22 protein-coding genes are annotated in these 21341 nt (G+C 50.5%); 14 read left to right on the forward strand and 8 right to left on the reverse strand.

Annotated elements, in window-relative coordinates; all coding sequences use genetic code 11:
* Positions 1–140: 140 nt before the first annotated feature.
* From WH45_RS24060 to WH45_RS01785, 4 genes are all read right to left on the reverse strand, one after another.
* On the reverse strand, positions 141–263 hold the full coding sequence (locus tag WH45_RS24060) for a hypothetical protein (protein ID WP_268748557.1): 123 nt from the start codon (positions 261–263) through the stop codon (positions 141–143).
* A gap of 217 nt (positions 264–480) precedes the next feature.
* Positions 481–840, reverse strand: coding sequence for a hypothetical protein (locus WH45_RS01775; RefSeq protein WP_046212664.1), 360 nt, complete (start codon positions 838–840; stop codon positions 481–483).
* Between the two features lie 121 nt (positions 841–961).
* Entirely contained in the window at positions 962–1180 is a 219-nt protein-coding gene (locus WH45_RS01780; RefSeq protein WP_046212665.1) for a hypothetical protein, read from the reverse strand.
* On the reverse strand, positions 1132–1473 hold the full coding sequence (locus WH45_RS01785; RefSeq protein WP_046212666.1) for an RNA polymerase sigma factor: 342 nt from the start codon (positions 1471–1473) through the stop codon (positions 1132–1134). Before WH45_RS01785 ends, WH45_RS01780 begins: the two co-directional genes overlap by 49 nt.
* A 210-nt stretch (positions 1474–1683) precedes the next feature.
* On the opposite strand from WH45_RS01785, the gene WH45_RS01790 reads away from it, so the two are divergent.
* Positions 1684–2199: a DUF2179 domain-containing protein gene (locus WH45_RS01790; protein WP_046212667.1), complete on the forward strand. Its 516-nt coding sequence runs from the start codon at positions 1684–1686 to the stop codon at positions 2197–2199.
* Positions 2200–2453: 254 nt separating this feature from the next.
* Here the strand turns inward: WH45_RS01790 and WH45_RS01795 are convergent, their stop codons facing one another.
* Positions 2454–3008 carry a PadR family transcriptional regulator gene (locus WH45_RS01795; RefSeq protein WP_046212668.1) on the reverse strand — a complete coding sequence of 185 codons (555 nt, stop codon included), beginning with the start codon at positions 3006–3008 and terminating at the stop codon, positions 2454–2456.
* Between the two features lie 182 nt (positions 3009–3190).
* On the opposite strand from WH45_RS01795, the gene WH45_RS01800 reads away from it, so the two are divergent.
* The 9 genes from WH45_RS01800 to WH45_RS01840 all read left to right on the forward strand — a co-directional run bounded on the left by WH45_RS01800 (position 3191) and on the right by WH45_RS01840 (position 13471).
* Positions 3191–3688, forward strand: a complete 498-nt coding sequence (locus tag WH45_RS01800) for a phenolic acid decarboxylase (RefSeq protein WP_046212669.1) — start codon at positions 3191–3193, stop codon at positions 3686–3688.
* Positions 3689–3920: 232 nt separating this feature from the next.
* Complete coding sequence (locus WH45_RS01805) at positions 3921–5015, forward strand: phosphotransferase (protein ID WP_046212670.1); 1095 nt, start codon at positions 3921–3923, stop codon at positions 5013–5015.
* A gap of 62 nt (positions 5016–5077) precedes the next feature.
* Positions 5078–6940, forward strand: coding sequence for an ABC transporter substrate-binding protein (locus WH45_RS01810; RefSeq protein WP_046212671.1), 1863 nt, complete (start codon positions 5078–5080; stop codon positions 6938–6940).
* Positions 6941–7145: 205 nt separating this feature from the next.
* On the forward strand, positions 7146–7679 hold the full coding sequence (locus tag WH45_RS01815) for a GNAT family N-acetyltransferase (RefSeq protein WP_046212672.1): 534 nt from the start codon (positions 7146–7148) through the stop codon (positions 7677–7679).
* A gap of 257 nt (positions 7680–7936) precedes the next feature.
* Complete coding sequence (locus WH45_RS01820; RefSeq protein ID WP_046212673.1) at positions 7937–8377, forward strand: GNAT family N-acetyltransferase; 441 nt, start codon at positions 7937–7939, stop codon at positions 8375–8377.
* Between the two features lie 230 nt (positions 8378–8607).
* Positions 8608–9606, forward strand: coding sequence for a glycosyltransferase (locus WH45_RS01825; RefSeq protein ID WP_046212674.1), 999 nt, complete (start codon positions 8608–8610; stop codon positions 9604–9606).
* 31 nt (positions 9607–9637) lie between these two features.
* The gene (locus WH45_RS01830; RefSeq protein WP_046212675.1) at positions 9638–10393 is read left to right on the forward strand and encodes a metallophosphoesterase family protein; all 756 of its coding nucleotides are present in this window, start codon (positions 9638–9640) and stop codon (positions 10391–10393) included.
* Positions 10394–10536: 143 nt separating this feature from the next.
* Positions 10537–11505, forward strand: a complete 969-nt coding sequence (locus WH45_RS01835) for a nucleoside hydrolase (protein WP_046212676.1) — start codon at positions 10537–10539, stop codon at positions 11503–11505.
* Between the two features lie 310 nt (positions 11506–11815).
* Positions 11816–13471, forward strand: coding sequence for a sensor domain-containing diguanylate cyclase (locus WH45_RS01840; RefSeq protein ID WP_046212677.1), 1656 nt, complete (start codon positions 11816–11818; stop codon positions 13469–13471).
* A 216-nt stretch (positions 13472–13687) separates the two neighbouring features.
* On the opposite strand, the gene WH45_RS01845 is transcribed toward WH45_RS01840, so the two are convergent.
* Together WH45_RS01845 and WH45_RS01850 are read right to left on the reverse strand one after the other, a co-directional pair.
* Positions 13688–13969 carry a hypothetical protein gene (locus tag WH45_RS01845; RefSeq protein ID WP_046212678.1) on the reverse strand — a complete coding sequence of 94 codons (282 nt, stop codon included), beginning with the start codon at positions 13967–13969 and terminating at the stop codon, positions 13688–13690.
* A gap of 82 nt (positions 13970–14051) precedes the next feature.
* A complete protein-coding gene (locus WH45_RS01850; protein ID WP_046212679.1) occupies positions 14052–14351 on the reverse strand; it encodes a hypothetical protein in 300 nt (99 codons plus the stop codon).
* 559 nt (positions 14352–14910) lie between these two features.
* Between WH45_RS01850 and WH45_RS01855 the strand changes: the two genes are divergently transcribed.
* From WH45_RS01855 to WH45_RS01865, 3 genes are read left to right on the forward strand one after another with little or no spacing between them, the layout of a single operon-like run.
* Positions 14911–16146 carry an ABC transporter substrate-binding protein gene (locus WH45_RS01855; RefSeq protein WP_046212680.1) on the forward strand — a complete coding sequence of 412 codons (1236 nt, stop codon included), beginning with the start codon at positions 14911–14913 and terminating at the stop codon, positions 16144–16146.
* A 57-nt stretch (positions 16147–16203) separates the two neighbouring features.
* Positions 16204–17070: a carbohydrate ABC transporter permease gene (locus WH45_RS01860; RefSeq protein WP_046212681.1), complete on the forward strand. Its 867-nt coding sequence runs from the start codon at positions 16204–16206 to the stop codon at positions 17068–17070.
* Positions 17070–17897 (forward strand): carbohydrate ABC transporter permease, encoded by an 828-nt coding sequence (locus WH45_RS01865; RefSeq protein WP_046212682.1) that lies wholly within the window; start codon positions 17070–17072, stop codon positions 17895–17897. The genes WH45_RS01860 and WH45_RS01865 overlap by 1 nt, the downstream gene beginning before the upstream one ends.
* A 220-nt stretch (positions 17898–18117) precedes the next feature.
* Here WH45_RS01865 and WH45_RS01870 read toward each other — a convergent pair whose 3' ends face one another.
* Entirely contained in the window at positions 18118–19494 is a 1377-nt protein-coding gene (locus WH45_RS01870) for a DUF2252 domain-containing protein (RefSeq protein WP_046212683.1), read from the reverse strand.
* A gap of 779 nt (positions 19495–20273) precedes the next feature.
* Between WH45_RS01870 and WH45_RS01875 the strand changes: the two genes are divergently transcribed.
* Positions 20274–21086, forward strand: coding sequence for a hypothetical protein (locus tag WH45_RS01875; protein ID WP_046212684.1), 813 nt, complete (start codon positions 20274–20276; stop codon positions 21084–21086).
* Positions 21087–21341: the final 255 nt, after the last annotated feature.

Genomic DNA, 21341 nt, shown 5'->3' on the forward strand with positions numbered 1-21341 from the left:
ATGTTAGTATTTCTGGTCGGGTGCAGCAGTACAAGGATCACTGAATATGATCCCGATGGAGAGAAATACAGAACGCCGTCCCGTCACCTTTCGATCGCCGTTATCGGACAAGATACGCCGGAACCCATCAATAACGTGACCTACACCAGAGTGATCTGGGTCGTCTGTCGGTCCAGGATAGCCAGACGTTTGACGGCATTATCGTGACAGCGGATCATTTGGCAGATGCTGCCCAGAAAAAATACAGGTATTTCTTTATCCATACCAGGACGCCGGTTTTCTTTTTTGGTGCGGAGAAGTTGATGGTTCCCCTATTTACAGACAATAATTTTGAGCTGAATGATGTTGTTGGAAAACACGGTGCCCCTGTGTCCGGTTATATGAATACTGAAGAAGGTTATGCGATATGGGACCTGCATCTGCCCGAGCATCCCACGGAAAAGGACAAAACGACGGATATGCTGCTGCGGATATATGCCATTATCGAGCAGAATGCTGCCGAATCGTCTCCCGCAGCATTTTGATACACACATAAGCAACGACAAGAGAAGACAGAAAAACATATATTTTGAACCATGCACCTATATCCTCCAGATACCACGCATTGAACAGGCCGACCCCGGTAATACCGAGGGCCAGGCAGTCGAGCAGCAAGCGAGTGGTCCATTTCTCCGGATATCTGATTTGGATCTCATTATGCAGCAGGATACATGCTGTTTGAGCCAATAGACATAATCCCGCCAGCGAAAAGTGGGTGAACAGTCCGAACAGTATCACCAGCACGATCCATATTGCCAGCAGAAGGGTCAACGAGAAGAAACCCGATTTGTTCAGTCGCATATGTGTTTTAAGCCTCCGCGTATTCTGGAATTTGTAAATATATCCATTATACTCTATCCCCTTTGCGCAGGAGGTTGGCTTGCAGCCAAAACTCCAAATTATCGCTGTCCGGTTTGCAGTATTAAGGGGTTTCTTTCAGCAGCTCGATCAGTTCCAGCCGCAGCGCCTGCATCGCATCTTCACGATCCATTGGCATATAGCGGCTGAGCTGCTGCATCTCCGGTTCGTAGTAGGACAGCAGTTCCAGCATATACTGCTGTCCATGCGGGCTGCGGGCCTTTTCCAGCAGGGTTATAAATTGCTCGTCCGGGAGAGGTACTGCAGGCTTTTGCGTTTCCATCGGTTCACCGCCTGCTGGCTGATTTGCAGCCGGGCTGCCAGTTCCTGCTCACTTTGTCCTTCCAGATACAGTCCGGTGATGATGATGCGGCCCTGTTCGGAAGGAAGAGTATGGATCCATTCTTGCAGCAGAATCGTGTTGATGTCATCAGATTGTACCGAAAAAGAGCCGATTTGCTCGTTCAGAGGGGATTTTTCATGATATAATCTGGTTTTGGCGCGGTACTGCATCCGCCAGGACGCTTGCCGCAGCCGCTGCCGGTACTGTTCGCTCAGTGGTAAAATGACAGACATGAAGCTCAACTCCTTTGTGGTATATTTTCCAATTAAGGAAACTTATGTTCTCATTTTACCAATAAGCGTGAGCACCGGCGGAGGTCATACACCGGATATGCAGCGGAAAAAGAGACGATTTTGGGCTGCATCATGTTGCTACGACGTTCAGGTTGGCAGTAAAGAGTTCGAAGTCGAAGGGATCCTCCCGGAAAGGTGTTTTACCTCATTATGCTTAAAATTTTGCTGTTTATTTTTCTGATTCAGATTGTGTATGTTACGGCGTATACACTGCGAACGATTCTGACGCTGAAAGGGCAAAAATATGTAGCCGCCAGCATCGGGACGATTGAGGTCGTTATTTATGTCATGGGACTCAACATGGTGCTCAGCTACCTGGACCAGGTCGTCAGCCTGATCGTGTACGCGATCGGTTACGGTATGGGGATTCTGCTCGGTTCATGGATCGAGGAGAAGATTGCACTCGGTTATATTACCGTCAAGGTGATCAGCGATGCACCGAATTACCGTCTGGCCGAAGTGCTGCGGGACAAAGGGTACGGCGTCACTTCATGGATCGGACAGGGCCGCGATGGCGACCGAATCATGATGGAGATTCTGGCCAAACGCAAAAACCAGGATAATCTGTACAAAAGTATTCTGGCGGTCGATCCAAAAGCATTTGTCATTATGGTCGAACCGCGCGAATTTCACGGCGGATTCTGGACCAAAGCGATCAAGCGCTAACCGGCATATCACGTATCAGGTACTGTGTTATCGGGCAATCGCCTACATTCAATCTATACCGGACAGGCCAGCTGCTGCCGGATATTCTAATTGTACAACCCGTCTTTTCCATAGGAAGACGGGTTTCTTTGTGCTTGCCCTTTGTGGAATGAGCGATATCAGCTTCCGCCAATATCGGGTATATGCAAAAAAAGGCATCCCAATATCAGGATGCCTTTTGGTGTTAACAGCACTTTGGAAAAACAGATATCTCTTTACCCGAATAGGTTCAGATGCTGCTCCAGCCAGTCCACATAGCTCTGCTCACGAACCAGCGCTTTGGTCAGTACCAGATAATGCCCCAGCTGGGGATTGGCAAATGTCATTTCCGCGCCTTCTGCCCCGAATGTCGGCTTCAACCCCTCATACCGCTGCTGCAGATCTGTCAATTTCTCCCGTCGCAGCCGCAGCTGATCGGCGAACAGTGCACGGGCATCTTCCTTGGGCAGATTGCCGATAAAGTACATTTTTAGCATAAACGTATCTTTTTCCGTCTCTGGCAGCGGGGAGGAGGCGCTCACCCATTCCAGCAATTCGCGTTGTCCTTCTGCCGTGATGGTGTACATTTTTTTCTCCAGCTTTTCGCCCTGGATGATGGTACGGAACTGGACGAGTCCTTCATCGACCAGCTTTTTGAGCTCGGGATAGATCTGGCTGTGCTTGGCGCTCCAGAACTGTCCGATCTCTTCCTTGAACTGGCTGGTAATATCATAGCCGCTGCATTCGTGACGATTCAGCAGGCCGAGAATGGCATATTTTAATACTCGCATAAGGCAATAATCCCCCTTGATCGGTTTGACTGTGTCTATCTATAATGTTAATATAAACATGTAAACAATTACATGTTTTGAACAACTGCATATTGGCCGCTGAATATCCGAACCTGCACGTTCATGGAGAGGTCAGCTGGCGTCTGGACAGTATATACTAACTTGAGGAAGGTGCTTTGAACATGGACCAATTTGTTGGCAGTCACATGATTTATACGTATGAGAACGGCTGGGAATACGAGATTTATATCAAGAATGACCATACGATCGATTATCGTATTCACTCCGGTATGGTCGCAGGACGCTGGGTGCGCGATCAGGAAGTGGATCTGGTGAAACTGACTGAAGGTGTCTACAAAGTATCCTGGACCGAGCCTACCGGCACAGACGTATCCCTTAATTTTATGCCAGATGAGAAAAGAATGCATGGTATTATTTTCTTCCCGAAATGGGTGCATGAACATCCGGAGATTACCGTCTGCTACCAGAATGATCATATCGCTCTAATGGAAGAGTCCCGCCTCAAATACGAAACGTATCCAAAATACGTCGTACCGGAATTTGCCGATATTACGTTTATCGAGAATGCAGGCGCAGATAACGAAAAGCTGATCTCGGTCGCTCCATATCCGGGTATGACTGATGATATCCGTGCTGGCAGACCTCTGCAATCCAAGTAAGCTTTTTGATCAATGATAACTGTACCTGCACTGAAGGATACTACTCTATATCTCCTATAACCAAAAGCAGCCCGCGCTTCCTCTTATCATGGACGCGGGCTGCTTTTTTGTGCATTTATTCTATCACCCTGTCGTCGCCGCTCTCCGGTAGGATGGCTCGCCGCTGCTGATCACGCATGATATAGTGGGATCTATAACAAACGGGGATTAAGTGGAAGTCAGGTGATATATCATGAAATGGGAATTGATTTTTACCCGGCAGGGGCAGCTGCACAGGCAGTGGACGAGTGATATCGAGGTGCTGTATACCGGTCTGCATGGATTGTCGGTACAGCGCTTCAGGCTGAAGGAAGACGGGCAGCACTACATCTACAAGCCGTTCGCCACAGCAGATGATGTGATGCGGGAAGTCGGCGTCTATGAGCGGATCATGCCTTTGCTGCCGGAAGTGTACCCGCAGCTGATTGCATATTCGGCAGGTGCAGCAGTGGACGCCGGGCCAAAAGAAGGAGAGCAGCTATCCGGACTGCAGCTGGTCAGTACAGTCTCGCAGCCCAGCTGCTGGCTCATCCTGGAGGATATTGGTGAGCTGAATCATCGCCATACGGATCAGGTACTGCTGGACGTCGTGGACCTGATGGCACAGTGGCATAGCATCCCGACAGGGAAGATCCGGGAACTGCCCGATCAGGGACAAAAGCCGCCGCTGTCTGTCGTCCGAGATGAAGTGCTGCGGGAGTGGGCACAGGTGGTGCAACTGCTCATCTCGGTTCAGAGCGAATGCAATGTACGATGTACCAACAGGGATAACGGGATGGCAGAGCATCGTACACCGGATGAACATCAGCTGAACCTATTGCAGGAACAAATACGTCATTTCACTATTTCCGAATCGACAGTGCTTGCTCATGGCGATCTGCATGCAGGCAATTATGGTCTTAATCCGGCCGGCCGGCTGATTATTCTGGACTGGGAACATGCGCACAGCGCTTCGCCTTACTGGGAGCTGTATCATCTGCTCGATCTGTCGCATCCATTGTTCCCGCGAAGAATGAACCGCACACTGCGGGAGCAACTGCTGCACCGATACTGGTCGAATAGATGGCAGCATCCAGGGCAGGAACATACAGCTGCAATGGAATGGGATCGTTCCAGCTTCATCCGGGACTATTACCTGTACGCCATTGTGTACTCGCTGTGGATGTTGATGCTGATCGAGCGGGATCTGCATCAACCCCAGGCAATCTGGCCGCATCCGCAGCTGCTGGCCCAGCGCCGGGAGACGATGGAACATGTACTGCAGTGCATGGAGGCGTGGTACGAATAGCAGTTACGAGGTAACGGTATCCACGGTATTGATCAACAGGAGAGGGGGAGGATGCAGTGCGTATGGCAGAGGATTATATGAGGCTGCGTCGGTCATTTACAGCGCACGGGGACGAGCAGATGTTCAGCGTTACGATGGAGCAATTGGCCGGAGCGCTGTTCTGTACACCGCGCAATGCCCGGCTGATCCTGTCGCGAATGACCGAGGCAGGATGGATTGCTTTCCAGCCGGGCCGAGGCCGGGGCAACCGGTCTGTGCTGAGTTTCCTCCGTCCTGCAGCCGATGTGATGCTGGAGGAAGCCAGGGCGCGGGTGACCGCAGGTGATGTGCAGGCTGCCTTTGACTGGGTGCATGAATATGAGTCAGTCGCTGCTGTACGGGAAGCCTTTTTGCCGTGGCTGACGTCGTATTTTGGATATTCGGCAGAACGCAGCGATTCGGAGCAGATGGTGGAGACGCTGCGCCTGCCCATTTACCGGCCGATTGTCTGTCTGGACCCGGCGGATGCGGTATTTGCCTTTGATACGGAAATGATAGAGCAGCTGTACAGCCGATTGACCGGCTACGATACCGCTGCAGAACGTGTAACCGCAGGGCTGGCGCATCACTGGGAATGCAGCGGGGAAGGGACCGTATGGACCTTTTACCTGCTCAAAAATACAAGCTTTCACAGCGGACAGGAACTGACGGCGGAGGATGTAGCTGTCAGTCTGGAGCGCCTGCGTACCGATGCCCATGCACACAGCTGGCTGGTGGAACAGGTCGATGAAGTGCGCGTGGTGAACCGTTATGCCGTGCAGATAGTGCTGCATCGTCCAAATATGTATTTTGATCTCTATATGAGCCATACCGGCGCCTCGATTGTGCCGACAGGCGGCCATCCGGTAGCAGAGCTTCCTGTCGGTTCGGGGGCTTACCGGATCACCAGCCGCCAGCCGGGGAGATGCGTGCTGGAACGATTCTCCGGCTATTATGGCCGGAGCGCCTTGATCGACCGGATCGAGATTATGATCGTCCCGGAGCAGGAAGCGGAATACGCGATGGGTCCGGCCCCGGGAACACTGACGGTCATCACCGGAGAAGTAAGTATTCAGCCACCTTCAGACCTGCTGCGCCAGCAAAATGTTACCGGTGTATCCCTGCTGTCCGTAAACAGGCGCAAGCCGGGCATACTGCAGGACCGCTGGCTGCGGCAGGCACTGGTGCATGGAATTGATCGCACCCGCATGATCCATGAACTGGGCGATACACGGGTTGCTGCCGCCTCGGGTCTGCATCTAACGAGCAGACAGCATAATCTGCATACATACGAGGATAGGCAGGGAGAAGCGAACATGGATGCAGATGGTCTGTATGATCCTCAGCAGGCGCTTCAGTCTCTTCGATATTCTGGTTATGAGGGTGAGCTGCTGCATTTGTATACCTTTCAGCGGCATGAACGGGATGCCTGCTGGCTGCAGGCGTCGTACGGGAAACTGGGGATTCGGATCGAAGTACATATTGTGCCGTGGGCCGAGCTGAGTCAGCCGCATATCCGGGAGCAGGCCGATCTGATCCTGTTCGAAGCGGTGCTGAGCGGCGGCATGCTGCGTCAGCTGGAATATGTACATTCCGTCCAGAGCCTGCTCCGCAGCCGACTTTCGGACAATGCCGTAGAGCGGATCGACGTGATCAGCAGGAAGTGGCTATGTTCCCGCACTTCCCGTACAGATGCCGGTACGATCAGCGAATCATCCAGAGAGCAGGAGATCCGGCAGATGGCAGCATGGCTGCAGCAGATCGAGACGATCCTGCTGGGTGACTGCAGTATTGTCCCGCTGGTGGAGCGCTCGGCCATCCTGCTGCATCACCCTTCCCTGCGCGGCGTCAGGATCAATGAACGGGGCTGGACGAACTTCCAGCAGCTGTGGTTTTGCGGCAATTAATAAGCGGGATGTATCGTACAGTATTTGCCGAATAGACGGGATCATGAATGACATCGGAAGAAAGACAGAAGAAGGACAGGGAAGAGCCGCGAAAAGAGAGCGAAAAGTGGAAACATACGCTGTCCGATTTACCCTTTTTCGTGAAATGGGGTACAGCTATACTGATCTTAAAAGAATTGCAGCCATAGTGCAGGAGGAGATCGTTATGCTGGATCAGGTAAATATGGAAAAGCTGGATACACTGGAGGGAGAACTGGATCATTTTGCGGACTTGCTGGTAGCTGTGGTGGATGCTGGCGCATCCATCGGATTCCTGCCGCCGCTTGGCAGGGAAGAAGCCAGAGCCTACTGGCAGAGCGTGAACAGCCCGGAGGTGATTCTGCGGGCAGCCCGCTCCGGTGAACGGATAGCCGGAACGGTGCAGGTGCATCTGTGTACCAAGCCCAACGGAAGCCACCGCGCCGAGATTGCCAAGCTGATGGTGCACCCGGATTACCGCCGCCATGGCATCGCCCGTCAGCTGATGCTGGAAGCGGAGCATGAAGCGCGCCTTGCGAATCGCTCGCTGCTCGTACTGGATACACGTGATGGCGATCCGTCCAATCTGCTGTATCAATCGCTCGGTTATATTCAGGGTGGACAGATTCCCTTTTTCGCCCGCTCGGAGACAGGCTCGCTGGATGCGACGAACCTGTATTACAAACTGCTGGATGAAGGACTGTCCGGTCGTCAGCTCTGATCTGGTGGCTTAATGACCTGATGACGGAACAATATCGGTTATATAAAAAGGAGCGGATGGTGCATAAGTACATCCGCTCCTTTTTAGTGTGCATTTTGGCGTTCTTTTGTGTCAGTGGAGATCAGTCTGTATATTCCGGCAGACCGCAGTAAAGGCGATCATCCTTCGCATAGACCAGCTGCACTGGATAGCGATCCAGCACTATATTATGATAAGTCTAAAATACATACATCCTGCAATACCCGGAGGGCGATAAGATGATAAATGATTGGCAGATTGTACATGCTGCAGCGGATCATGCGAAGGCACTGGCCGAGATGAATCTGGAATTTAATGGCGTCACTATGGAAGAGGAGCCGCTGCGCCATTACCTGGAGAACCGCAGGGAGATCATTCTAGTGGCGCTGGATCAGAATGAGGCGGTCGGTTTTGCCTGTGCGCAGGTATTTCATTCTTTCTGCTACGAGCGGCCGAATGCGGAGATCACCGAGCTGTATGTACGTGAAGCCGCACGCCAGCAGGGAGTGGCGGGTCGACTGGTCAGACGAGTGGAGGAGGAGCTTCGTGCTGCTGGGGTGAAGACAGTTACCATTCTTACCGGTTCTTACAATGAACCGGCCTGGCGCACATACGAATCGGCCGGTTACCGGGCACAGTCAGAAACGGTATTCCAGCGCAAGCTGATCCCGATGGAATAGGGTCGAAGCAGGCATCAGGCAGTCTGTGCGCATGTAGACGGGACTGTATCTATGCATCCAGATTGTCTCTTTCTGTCGGTTCATGTCAGGACAATCTCTGCAAAAAGGTCTACAATGGATAAAGATTTATTTTCGTTTATCCAGGGTGACCCAATCATCTCCCTGACCATTATAGACAGCCGGAGCAGCGATAAGCCGGCTCGTTTCCATAGGAAAAAGGAGCAATAGCCATGACCAAAATCGGACTCATCATGCGTAAAATTCAATTCACCGAGAATCAGGGACCCCGCGTATTTGCAGAGCGGCTCAAGGCGCTCAGCGCGGAGCTGGGGGTGGAGATCGTCTTTATATCCCCGGAGCGCCATGTCAGCGGATATGACTGGCTGCCTGGCTATGAACACGAGAAAGGCGACCTGATCAATTACGATATCGTGCTCGACCAGATTCACAGCCACAACATCGACCATGTGATCTACACGGTATCCGGCTTTACTTTCCTCAAAATGTTCCTGCCGAACAGTGTGCTGTTCCCGCACAGCTTCCCCGATCCGGCGCTGACCGGCTACGAGATGATGAAGCCATTCTACACGATGGTGGACAAAGCGGTCGTACAGACGCCGTTTCTCAAAAGACAGATGGCTGCCCAGTTCGGCATTACCGATGTGGATGTGATCCCGATTGGATTCAGTGAGGAGCTGGCCCGGAAGCACTTTAACCCGGATGCAGTGGTGGACAACCGGGTGCTGTGGATCGGACGGGATGAAGAGAATCGCCGCCCGGACCTGCCGATTGAATATGCACGCCGTAACCCGGATAAGGAAGTGTTCATGGTATTCGGGGGCGAGCGCTACCGGGAGAGCATGAAGAAATATGATATTCCCGCCAACGTCAAGCTGCAGTTTGCTCTGTCCCAGGATGAGGTATTCCAGTTGATGAATTCAGCCAAAGTGTACTGGAGCAGCTCGCGGTTCGATACGTTTGCGATGCCGCTGACCGAAGCGCTGGCAATGGGCAAAATTGTCGTGAAGCCCGAGCATCCGTGCTATGACCATATCAGCTCGGCGCATTCCTTTGCCGGGAATGAGCGCAACTGGTTCGAACTGGTCAATATGGCGGTGGCGTCGCCGCGCCGCTATTCCCAGGACAACCGGGATTATGCCTTTGAGACGTTCTCGGGCAGCATCATGAAAGAAGGATATCGCAATTTTTACTCGGAGTGGCTGAAATAAGCATGTATCCATGATCACAAGGGGGAAAAGGATGACAGAGCAGCAGCGAATTGCCGTCATTGCCGATGTACACAGCAATATTCTGGCACTGGATGCGGTACTGCGTGATATCGATAGACAAGGGATTCGGCACATCTATAATCTGGGAGACAGTGTATATGGCCCGATGGAACCTGCACAGACAGCGCAGCGTCTGATTGAGCGCGGCATTGTGTCCATTCGCGGCAATCAGGACCGGGTCATGCTGGAACCCCGGCAGCCATCGCCGCATTCCACCTTTGACGACGTGCTGGAGGATCTGCAGCCTGCTCATATGGAGTGGCTGATGAGTCTGCCGGAACATATGGTGATAGGTGAAGAGATCTATGCCTGTCATGGTACACCGCAGGCAGACGATGTGCCTTTGCTGGAACAGATTACGGATGCAGGTGTACATATGCGTTCGGACGAACAGCTGATGGAGATGGTGCAGGGCATCGAGCAGCACATGATTGTGTGCGCCCACACCCATGTGCCGCGTACCCGCTATCTGCAGGACGGGCGCCTCATTCTGAATCCCGGCAGTGTCGGACTGCCTGCTTACGAAGATGATCTGCCGTATCCCCATGTGATGGAATCCCATACTCCGTATGCCCGGTATGCTACGCTGGAAAAGGATCAGGGACAATGGAAAATCACCCATCACCTCGTTCCCTATGACTGGGAATCCGCTGCCCGGCAGGCCGAGCAGAGACAGCGTCCCGACTGGGCGGTTGCTCTGCGGACAGGGAGAGCATTGCCCTTTTAGCAAGCAGCACGAAATGGGGATGCGGCTCAGCCCGCGATGCTGTCCGTGTCTGGCTGGGTAGTCCATAACCAGCAATATGCCTGATCAAGCAATCCATATGCTATATTCCAAATTCCAAATGTTCAATGACAGGAGACGATTTGATGACAACTCTACGCAAAGCGATTATTGATACGGATACGGCAGGCGACGATACGATCGCCATTTTGACAGCCTTGCATCATTTTGATGTGCAGGGCATTATGATGACCGGTGGCAATGTACAGTTTGACCAGCAGGTGGAGAATGCGCTTTATACGATTCAGGTAGCCGGCAAAGGTGGAGCAAACGGCAGCATCCCTGTCTACAAAGGCTGCGAGCGTCCGCTGATGATGACATGGAATGCGGAGTCCCACCGGACGGTCGAGGATGTGCACGGCAGCGACGGTATGGGCGGGGCTAATTTCCCCAAAGCACTGCAGCGTCCGGCAGACGGCCATGCGGTGGATTTTCTGATTGAGACGGTGCATCGTTATCCGGGCGAGATTCATCTGCTGGCGATCGCGCCGCTGACCAATATCGCGATGGCGATCCAAAAGGACCCGACCATCGTACCAAAGATTCCGCATCTGTATGTAATGGGCGGTACGAATAATGCGCTTGGCAATATTACGCCTGCTGCGGAATACAACTTCTATGTAGACCCGGAAGCGGCTCATATCGTGCTGCGCTCCGGCATTCCGACGACGATGGTTGGCTGGGAGATGTGTACGCGCTATTCCCTGATGGATGATAACGATCATGCGGAGATTCAGGCGCTTGGCACAGCGGGTACGCAATTTTTTGCCGATGTGAACAAGGTCGTCATGAAGTTCAACAAAGAAGTGCACCGGCTGAATGGCACGACCCACCCGGATACGCTGCTGATGGCGGTGGCTGCGAATGAAGCGGTCATGACGGAAGCGCATGAGTACTTTGTCGATGTGGAGACGAAGGGCGAATGGACACGCGGATACAGTGTGGTGGATATCAACGGACGTCTCGGGCAGCAGCCGAATGTGCGTGTTTGCGAATCGATCGACCGCGATACATTCAAGCAGATGCTGATCGACGTGCTGACAGCGATTCGTTGAGCCCGTAGGATAGTATTTTTATTTCCATGCTTGAGAGTGATTTGACCGTGTTTGGCTGGACGATTCGACCTGTTTTGGGGTGAAATGATTATCGGATGCAGATTTCCTCTATAAAAGTGTCTGAGTAGCAATTAAATGTGATCCGTAAGTAACTAATTGACGTAATATTAATTAGTTAATACAAGAAAATATCCTAAAATTCGACAAATTAATTCATAATTCGATAAAATAGGACTTTGGATACGTTTAGCTGAGTGATCATATAACCGATAACTTAAACATCAAGTCGAATTGTCTGGGGGAGCCGTCAATGAGTTTCAAACTGAGGACCATACTGGTTGTCGTATTTATCGTATTATCGTTAGTGCTGTCTGGTACGCTCGGTTGGGTGATGAACCGTTATGCCGTCAACAGTATAAAAGAAGAAATAGGGGATTCTTTATTCAGTACTGCGCATAATACGGCAGACAAGCTGGACAACTTCATGTGGTCGCGATCAGGGGAAATGGACTTACTGGCCAGACTTCCGGTACTCCGCGATTCGAACAACACGAACGAAGTGCATGAGATGCTGGATCAACTGCAATCGAGCTTTCCATCCTTTTCCTGGATCGGTTATACCGATATTCACGGCAAGGTACTCGCTTCCACGGATAATATTCTGCTCGGTGCGGATCTGTCCGAGCGTCCGGTCTACAAGGAAGGGATCAAGAAGAAATTTATCGGAGACGTACATGATGCAGTACTGCTGGCCAAGCTGCTGCCCAATCCGAGCGGTGAACCGCTGCAGTTCGTGGATATCAGTCTTCCGGTTATGAATAATCAAGGCCAGAAGATCGGCGTTCTCGCTGCTCATATGAGCTGGGATTGGGCGCGTGAAGTCAAGCAGTCGGTCATGGAATCTTTCCGCCAATCGGACAAGGATATTGAGGTGCTGATCGTCAGCCAGAAAGATCAGGTGGTACTGCTAGGACCCGATGGTCTGGTCGGCCAGAAGCTGTCGCTCAGCAGTGTGCAAAAAGCCCAGTCCGGAAAATCCGGCTGGCAGCTGGAGCAGTGGCCGGATGGCAATAACTATCTGACCGGCTATGCGTATGGCGATGGTTATATGGATTATCCGGGACTTGGCTGGACTGTGCTGGTGCGTCAGCCGGAATCAACAGCGCTGGCAGCCGTCGCGGATATCAATACATTTACAATTATTGCAGGCGTGATAGCTGCCGCTGTATTTGCTCTGATTGGCTGGTTCCTGGCGAACAAAATTTCGCTGCCGATTCGTGAACTGACCGGACGGGCAGATCGTCTGAGCAAACGGGAGATGGTGGACATTCCGGTCCGCCGCAGCTTCCATGAGATCGAGATCCTGTCCCGCTCGCTGCGGACGATGGTGAGTTCGCTTGTGCAAAAGGATGTCGAGCTGGATAATATGCAGGCGATCGCTCATTATGATCATCTGACCGGACTACCGAACCGTAATGCGCTGGAGACGTATCTGGAGCATACGTTGGCGGTGCATGAGGGCAACGAGGAACAGCAGCTCTGCTTCCTGTATATCGATCTGGACGGATTCAAAAAAGTTAACGATAGTCTGGGTCACCAGGCTGGAGATGTACTTCTGCAAAAAGTCGCCCAGCGTCTCAGCAGCCTTTCTCGTGAAAATGATATTACTGTTCGTCTGGGTGGAGATGAATTCCTCGTGGTACTGCACGCCTCCTCGGAACATCCATACGATGAAGCCCGGGCGTATGGAGAGCAGATCATCAGCCTGCTGAACAAGCCCTTTGTGCTGGAATACCAGAAAATTAATATCGGCTGCAGTATCGGCGGTGCGATCTACACGATCGACAGCGACAATCCGATCGAGATTGTGCGCATGGCCGATCAGGCGCTGTACCAGTCCAAGCGTGCCGGCAAAAACCGGATTACTTTTTACAACGATGAATCTTTTCCGCAGTCTGCGATGTAATGATTAAGGCAGACGGGGGAATGGCAGCAATGAACTGGGTAGACGAATAGATTGGTAATAGAAAAGAGCCCTCTCAGGGGCTCTTTTTTTGTTGTTATCTTATTAATATGTATGCTCCAGCATATAGAGCATTTGAAAAAAGATATAATAATATGGCATATCCTGACCAAAAGGGGTGGAATAATGTACAATCGTACATTTACCATCTGCTGCACGTTAATGACGGCGCTGACCGGCGATCCGTCTGCCGATCACCAGCATAATAAACAATACAATCAATGAAGAAATAATAATAATGAGTGACAGAACCAGGTAGCCAAGTGCATCCCAGCCGTATTGGAACAGGCTGAACAGCATCAGCAAAGCGCCGATCAGCACGCCAATCAGGCCGGGGATATAACGGGCACCTGCAGAAGAGGGCCGACGGCGAATCAGTATAATGCTGATAATCAACAGCACCAATGCCAGACCTGCTCCCATATAGACAAGCTGTATCAATAGTGACACCTCCATTCATTTCAGATTATCCATACTGCCTAGTCGGCTTATGCCGTACCACGCTGATCATTCATGCCACTGCTTACGGGCGGGCATAACCTTTGGATAGACGATAGAACAGCTGGAACAGCAGCACCACCAGTCCGATCAGCGATGTGCTGATCAGCGCCAGGCAAAAGGCAAGCATACCTGTCCAGCTCTCATCATTGCCGGCAGGAACGATCATCCATAACAGAATCATGCTGGCAACCAGCGCGAGCAGTCCCGGACAAAAGCGGAAAAAGCGCGGCTGTGGAGCAATTCTCGTGAGCAGCAGTCCGATCAGATAGACCAGCACGCCTGCTCCGATACCTGCGTATACGAGTTGATGGATCGGTTGCATGATTATCCTCCTTTGCGTTTGTAGATACATAATAAAATGTAAAAAAATGCATAATATGTTTCCCTGAGTATATCACAGTATACATAATGAATTGGAAAGGATAAATCGCCCACCAGGGAAAAGGAAAATAGGTTGCCTGTTACATAGTTAATATATTTGTGAATATTTTATAAGGACATATCTGTATAATCGCATTCTATTCTTCTGAATTCCAGAAAATGCCTTTTTGATAGGTTTCACCAATGAGTATTAGTTAGCAACTCACTTCGTTATTATTATACTTTGTTTAGAGTCTATAAAAGAAAACGTTTACTTTTTGGATGGAAAGGGTATCCTTAATTATGATAAATGGCTTTGCTTGAAATATGCAAAACTGTCAGCTCTTGCAATAAGCAAATTGGTTTTTCCAACTTTAAGCATATTGTAAGCGCTTTATGATAGAGCTATTCTATTATCCGACAGAACTGTATATTATGCAAAGCACTGATAAGCTGTGTGTTCCGGTCCTGCGGACGATGGCGATCAGACAGTAGGTATCTATCTTGAAGGGGATGTTAGCATGAGAAAATGGGGAAGTGCATGTCTTGCAGGCTTATTGATCATTCTGACCCTTGCAGCCTGCAGTGGCGGCGGCAACAATGCCAGCGGCGTAGTGGAACTGGAGTTTTTCCAGAACAAGCCCGAAGCCAAAGGTACTTTTGACAAGCTGGTAGCCAAGTTTAACGAAGAGCATCCGAATATCCATGTCTCCCAGGTGAATCCGCCGGATGCCGAGACCGTACTTAAGACACGTGTCGTCAAAGATGATATTCCCGACATTATCGGACTGGGCGCGACCGATACATACTCTCTTCTGGCCCAAAGCGAAATTTTCCTTAACCTCACCAACGACCCTCTACTCCAGAATATTGATCCCAAATATGTACAGATGCTGACCGATGTGACCGGCATGCAGGAAGTGACAGGTGTTCCGTTTGCCCTTAATGCCAGCGGCGTCATCTACAACAAGGAAATCTTCCAGAAGCTCGGCCTGTCCGTACCCAAGACATGGGATGAACTGATCGCGACAGCCAAAAAAGCCAAGGAAGCCGATGTCATTCCGTTTTATTTTACCTACAAGGATGACTGGCAGACCAACCTGCCGTTCAACGATATGGGCGGTACCCTGGTCGGTATTGATTTCTACAAGGAACGCCGCGAGAACAAGACGACTTTCCTATCGGCCTATCAGGAAGTGGCCAAAAAGCAGCTGGAGCTGCTCAATTACGGACACAGCGACAATTTTGGTAAAAGTTATGCCGATGGTAACCGTGCTTTTGGTAACGGGGAAGCGGCCATGTATATCCAGGGAAGCTGGGCGATCTCCGAGATCCGCAAAGTCAATCCGGATATCGATCTGGGATTTTTCCCGCTGCCTGCCAGCAACGATGAAGCACAGAATAAGCTGACCGCCGGTGTGGATACATTGCTCGCTATCTCCAATCAGACCGAGCATCCCGAAGAAGCCAAGCAGTTTATCGCGTTCCTGCTGCAGCCGGAGAACAGCCAGCAATATATTAATGAACAGAATCTGTTCTCTGCGGTAGACGGTGTACAGCAAAAGGATGAGAGCGTAACCGGACTGCTGCCGTATTTTGAACAGGGTAAAATTGTCGACTTTGTCGATCACTATATCCCGAGTGCCGTACAGCTGAACCCGAATGTGCAGGCGTTCCTGCAGAACAAGGATATCGATGCATTCCTCGGTACGCTGGACAAGGAATGGGACAAGGTAGCTGCGCGCAGGGCGAGCTGATCTGCTGCCATATGATGCAATGTAATGATGGGAAGCCAAGAAGGGAGAGGAAGACACATGTCCAAACGGATGTCCACCTATTACTGGATGACGATTCCGGCCGTATTGCTATTCTTTCTATTCCTGACGCTGCCGGCGATTCAGGGGGTCTATTATTCATTTACGAACTACAACGGATTCGGTAAAACGTATGATTTTATCGGCTTGCGCAACTATATCAACCTGTTCACGGATAATGTGGTCGGTGATGCGTACTGGTTTACGATCAAGTTCGCGGTTGTGGTCACCATTCTCGTTAACGTATTCAGCCTCCTGATCGCACTGGGGCTGAATGCGAGCATCAAATTCCGGAACTTTTTCCGAGGTATTTATTTCCTGCCGAATATTCTGAGCGTACTGATCGTGGGTTACATATTCAACTATCTGTTCTCCAACGTATTTACCGTATGGGGACAGTCTCTAGGCATCAACGCATTGTCCACGAACATACTCGGTAATGAAAATCTGGCCTGGATCGGCGTCGTGATCGTAGCGGTCTGGCAGAGTATCGCGCTGAATACGATTCTGTATCTGGCCGGTCTGCAGACGATCTCCAAGGATATGTACGAAGCATCCAGTCTGGATGGGGCCGGTAAATGGCGTGAATTCTGGAGCATTACGTTCCCGCTGATCGCTCCGTTCTTCACGATCAATATGGTACTGGCGATGAAAAATGCACTGATGGTGTTCGACCAGATCGTCGCTCTGACGAATGGCGGACCCGGACGGGCGACCCAGTCGATCTCTTTCCTGATCTATACCGGCGGATTTGAAGGTGGAGAGTTCGCGTATCAGTCGGCGAACTCGGTTATCTACTTTATCGTTATCGCCGTGATCTCGATTCTGCAGATTCGCTTCCTGCAAAGAAGGGAGATGGACATGTAATGAAGGAAAATGCACGCATCAACTGGCCGATTAATATACTGGTTGCCATCGGGACGCTGATCATTCTGTTCCCGCTTTACATGGCACTCACGATTGCACTCAAAGACCCGCAGCAGATGGCCCAGTCGCTGTTCGGCCTGCCGAAACAGTGGCGGTTTGATAACTTTGCCAATGCGATTGAGGTCACGAACTTTTTCCAGGCATTCCGCAACAGTGCACTGGTAACGACAGCGACGGTCGTGCTGACGCTGCTGACCAACTCGATGGTCGCCTATGCAATCGGACGCAATATGGAGCGCAGCAAGTTTTTCAAAGGACTGTATTTCTACTTTGTCAGCGCGATGTTCATTCCGTTCCCGATCATCATGCTGCCGATCGTCAAGCTGACCGCATCGCTGCATATGACCAATCTGGTCGGTCTGACGATTCTGCATACGGTATATGCGCTGGCGTTTAACGTATTTGTGTATGTCGGCTATATTCGCTCGATTCCGGTAGCGCTGGAAGAAGCAGCAACCGTGGATGGAGCGACTACTTGGGGGACATTCTGGCGGATCATTTTCCCGCTGATGGCTCCGATCAATGCGACAGTCGGTATTCTCGTCTGCCTGTCCACGTACAACGACTTTCTGCTGCCGCTCATTATTATCAGTGACCAGGATATGTACACGCTGCCGCTGGTGCAGTATATTTTCCAGGGACAGTTCAATACGGATTATAATCTGGCCTTCGCCTCGTATCTGCTGGCGATGCTGCCGATGATCATCATTTATCTGTTTGCACAGAAGTGGATCATTAGCGGGGTAACACGCGGCTCGGTAAAATAAAGACGGGTGAATGAGATAACCGGAAGAATGAAGTAAATAATGAAGTGAAATAGAGAAGAGACCGTATTTCCAACAGGAAGTACGGTCTCTTTATTATGGAACAAAAGTTATCTGTAATGGTTGGTATGCTGCGTACTGATGATGTACGGAATGGATGTACAAAATGAGGGTACAAGCGCATATTATATCATCCGAATGGGTCGATCAGAGCAGCTGGCGCTTAACGGTCTGCTTCGACTTCATTGGCGGCCGGATCGTCTGCCTGGATAGAAAAGGAAGCTGCCCACTCGCAGAACAGCTGGTAATCCCGCTCCACCTGGTCCGTATACGCATACGCCCAGCGGGAGATATGATGGACAAATGGTTCCGGTTTGCTGCCCATCGCTTTGTTGATTTCACGTTCGCTGTGGTAGGGAAGAATGCCTTCGCTGACGTCCTGATCGGCACGGGAGTGCATTTTGGCGGTCAGTTTGGCCATCGTGGACAGGATTTTTTGCATATCGTCGGTACTCTGGATATTTTCCAGCTTCAGCCGCTTTTTGTACGGAGAACGCTCACGCACGTAGAAGTCCCGCTCATCCAGGGTCAGGTAGCCGAGATACGGATCGGCCTTGTGGTGCATCGCCTGCTGGGTCGTAGTGACACGCTTGCCCTGGTGACCAAAAGTGTTCCAGAACGATTCCGTATACGGCAGGAAATACGCCGGTACCGGCGCACGGACTTCCTTGACCTCCAGGATCAGATCATCTTCGCCTTCCTGGGTCGCGCCGCCTTCGATCAGCACATAATAGCGATCCAGTCCGATCGAGGCGGTACCGGAGCCGTGCTTGATGGCGATATCCTTGATCTTGTAGTGATTCACATCGTCTTCACAGCAGAGCAGTGTCTGCTGATACGATTCCCATGATTGTTCGAGCAGCTCCTGCTCGCGGGCAGAAGGAATGACCAGCTCACTATTTTCCAGAAAGACACGGTCGCTCTGCATCACGGCCGTTACCTTTTCGAGGAAATGTCCCTGACGGCGCTTCTCCAGCTTGCGCAGCAGTTTGCGGACCGGGCCTTTGGCATTGCCTTCATCCATGATGAACTTGGCGGGATTCTCCTTGCCTTCGGCATAGCAGCGGATCTGCTTGTAGTAAGACAAAATATAATGTTCCAGCATGTTCAACTGCTGCTGGGTATCATAACCGAGCTGACGGCAGACGAGGGCGATACTGACGGACATGCGCAGGATATCGTACAGATACGAGCCGACGTACCCTTCATCAAAGTCATTCACATCGTAGACGATATCACCGGATTCATTACGGAACGCGCCAAAGTTCTCAAAATGCAGGTCCCCCTGAATCCATGTCGGCCGCTCTGCCGGTGTATGATACGGGAAATAATGCCTTGTCGCATCAAAATAGAACAGATACGCACTTCCCCGGAAAAAGGAAAAGGCCGTCTGGCTCATCTTGCTGTATTTCTCGGCCCGTTTGTGTGGACTCAGATTCATAATATTCGCATCAAATTCATCCAGTACCGATACCAACGTGTCTCTGCGCAGCTTGGTACGTGCACGGATTACATTCTCTGTAATCGCCTGATCTACCATAATCGCTTCCCCCTTATGTACTGCTTTTTAGCAATTATCATATCGTAAATGACCATCCCGTAAAAGTAAATTTTTCCATAGAGCGGAAGAGCGAGCAGCAGACCAATTGTTTCATAAAAAGTTAGCATGGTAAATAAATGAAGATGGTTTTTTTACATAACAGCAGTTTGGAAAAGAGGGAAAGAAATGCATATTGTTTGGTCCAGCCTGTTCATCACCGGTTCCATTATCTTGGTGGCACTGGTCTTTCTGGTTTTGCTCGTTGTGCTGATGGTTCGTATGATGCGCAGCCGCCGCTAATTTGGAAGTGAAGCATCCGTATCATCCCCAAGCCTGTCTGGTCTGCAAAGGAAGAGAATGCAGATCGAACAGGCTTTTTGTTGTTTATATGGTTATCATTACATATTAACAGCTGGTTGTTTTCTATAGAGCGTATATCCTGCTCTGTTCCATGACAGATAAATGACAGCTGATTTTTACTGTGCTATGAACAGCATCTATTTTTCGTTTAGGAGGCTTAATGATGTTTATTTGTCCTCTTGTACAGGTAATATTTATGTACTGCTTCTTGCTATTTCCAATGATTTGAATATGATGTTCGGAAAAATTCAATTTTCGCTGGTAATTCTGTGCTTCAACGCGTAGCATAAAGAGAGAACACGAATAATCCAGTCAGATACCGGCTCCGCTGTATCTGATTTTTCCGAAGCGGAGCCTGTAACACTGACATGTATCATCTGAATATCAACCTAAAGCATATTATACCGGGAGGCACTCCTTTGAATATAAAAAAGAATATTAAAAAATGGGTATTTCTGACTGTCATTTTGAGCGCCATTTGTATTGAGACAGTATCTGCAGCCCGTCTGCATTCCTGTCAGACCGCCGCCACCAGTTCGCCAGTACTCGTAAGTACTATCCATGCGGAAGGCCAGGAAGTGGCACCTGTCGATCCCGGAGAACCGGAAGGACTGCTGGAGACCATCATGACCGATGACCAGCTCGGCATTACGATTGAAGGTGCTCTTGGCAAAGACGGCAATTATCATAACCTGTCCCTGCATACGCCAATGTTCCAGTGTACTCTGCCAGGAACGCAGGTAAGCAACCCTTCCTACGCGCCGCTGATCAGTGAGGCGGATCTGGATGGAGACGGACAGCAGGAGATTATCGTTAACCTGACGTATGGCTATGGCACCGGTGCGTATCTGAATGCGATTCAGGTATTCCGCCAGAACGGCGAATCGATACCGGTCGAGCCGCTCAGCAATTCGGTACAGCGCCAGTTTACGACCGAGCTGGAGGCTTCTTCGATTCAGCTGCATGTGAATGATCGGGTGACCACCATTCCGCTGGAACGATTTACCCAGCCGCCGGCAGCGAATGAGCAGAATTATATTCATGGCGGAGATGTTCAGCAGTATACGGTAGAGGATAATCAGATCCATGCCGCCTACTCGCTGCAGGCAGGTACGAGCGAGTTCATTGGTGAGCTCGACGCTGTCTATCGTTATGACAAAGGAATGCTGCGTCTCCAGCCGCTAACTCTGCAGCTGGATGACCCTTATCGTGAAGCACCCAAAGCCCAATAAAACCTGTTATAATGCCCTATTGTAATGTATAAATAGTTCCAATAATTTATCTTCATTACCATATATAACTGCACAATTGCACAGCAAAAGGCGGTCCACGGAAGACCGCCTGGAGAGCACATGAAGCCTGATTTTTCAAAAAATGCAAAATATCAGGTTTTTTGTGCTGTCTGCTAATGCTATTTAGTGCTGAAAATGCATCTTGATCAGCACCAATGATAGACCGGCAGGACGATAAATAAGCTTCAATTGAGA

The organism is Paenibacillus wulumuqiensis (assembly GCF_000971965.1).
GTDB lineage: Bacteria > Bacillota > Bacilli > Paenibacillales > Paenibacillaceae > Saccharibacillus > Saccharibacillus wulumuqiensis.

Bases quoted from the DNA above. Each gene is read 5' to 3' on its own strand.
- WH45_RS01825 (WP_046212674.1), top strand. From the start codon at position 8,608: ATGACCAAAATCGGACTCATCATGCGTAAAATTCAATTCACCGAGAAT.
- WH45_RS01855 (WP_046212680.1), top strand. From the start codon at position 14,911: ATGAGAAAATGGGGAAGTGCATGTCTTGCAGGCTTATTGATCATTCTG.
- WH45_RS01835 (WP_046212676.1), top strand. From the start codon at position 10,537: ATGACAACTCTACGCAAAGCGATTATTGATACGGATACGGCAGGCGAC.
- WH45_RS01870 (WP_046212683.1), bottom strand. From the start codon at position 19,494: ATGGTAGATCAGGCGATTACAGAGAATGTAATCCGTGCACGTACCAAG.
- WH45_RS01780 (WP_046212665.1), bottom strand. From the start codon at position 1,180: ATGGAAACGCAAAAGCCTGCAGTACCTCTCCCGGACGAGCAATTTATA.
- WH45_RS01800 (WP_046212669.1), top strand. From the start codon at position 3,191: ATGGACCAATTTGTTGGCAGTCACATGATTTATACGTATGAGAACGGC.
- WH45_RS01805 (WP_046212670.1), top strand. From the start codon at position 3,921: ATGAAATGGGAATTGATTTTTACCCGGCAGGGGCAGCTGCACAGGCAG.
- WH45_RS01775 (WP_046212664.1), bottom strand. From the start codon at position 840: ATGCGACTGAACAAATCGGGTTTCTTCTCGTTGACCCTTCTGCTGGCA.
- WH45_RS01860 (WP_046212681.1), top strand. From the start codon at position 16,204: ATGTCCAAACGGATGTCCACCTATTACTGGATGACGATTCCGGCCGTA.
- WH45_RS01830 (WP_046212675.1), top strand. From the start codon at position 9,638: ATGACAGAGCAGCAGCGAATTGCCGTCATTGCCGATGTACACAGCAAT.
- WH45_RS01850 (WP_046212679.1), bottom strand. From the start codon at position 14,351: ATGCAACCGATCCATCAACTCGTATACGCAGGTATCGGAGCAGGCGTG.
- WH45_RS01865 (WP_046212682.1), top strand. From the start codon at position 17,070: ATGAAGGAAAATGCACGCATCAACTGGCCGATTAATATACTGGTTGCC.
- WH45_RS01840 (WP_046212677.1), top strand. From the start codon at position 11,816: ATGAGTTTCAAACTGAGGACCATACTGGTTGTCGTATTTATCGTATTA.
- WH45_RS01790 (WP_046212667.1), top strand. From the start codon at position 1,684: ATGCTTAAAATTTTGCTGTTTATTTTTCTGATTCAGATTGTGTATGTT.
- WH45_RS24060 (WP_268748557.1), bottom strand. From the start codon at position 263: ATGGATAAAGAAATACCTGTATTTTTTCTGGGCAGCATCTGCCAAATG.
- WH45_RS01785 (WP_046212666.1), bottom strand. From the start codon at position 1,473: ATGTCTGTCATTTTACCACTGAGCGAACAGTACCGGCAGCGGCTGCGG.
- WH45_RS01815 (WP_046212672.1), top strand. From the start codon at position 7,146: ATGCTGGATCAGGTAAATATGGAAAAGCTGGATACACTGGAGGGAGAA.
- WH45_RS01820 (WP_046212673.1), top strand. From the start codon at position 7,937: ATGATAAATGATTGGCAGATTGTACATGCTGCAGCGGATCATGCGAAG.
- WH45_RS01810 (WP_046212671.1), top strand. From the start codon at position 5,078: ATGGCAGAGGATTATATGAGGCTGCGTCGGTCATTTACAGCGCACGGG.
- WH45_RS01795 (WP_046212668.1), bottom strand. From the start codon at position 3,008: ATGCGAGTATTAAAATATGCCATTCTCGGCCTGCTGAATCGTCACGAA.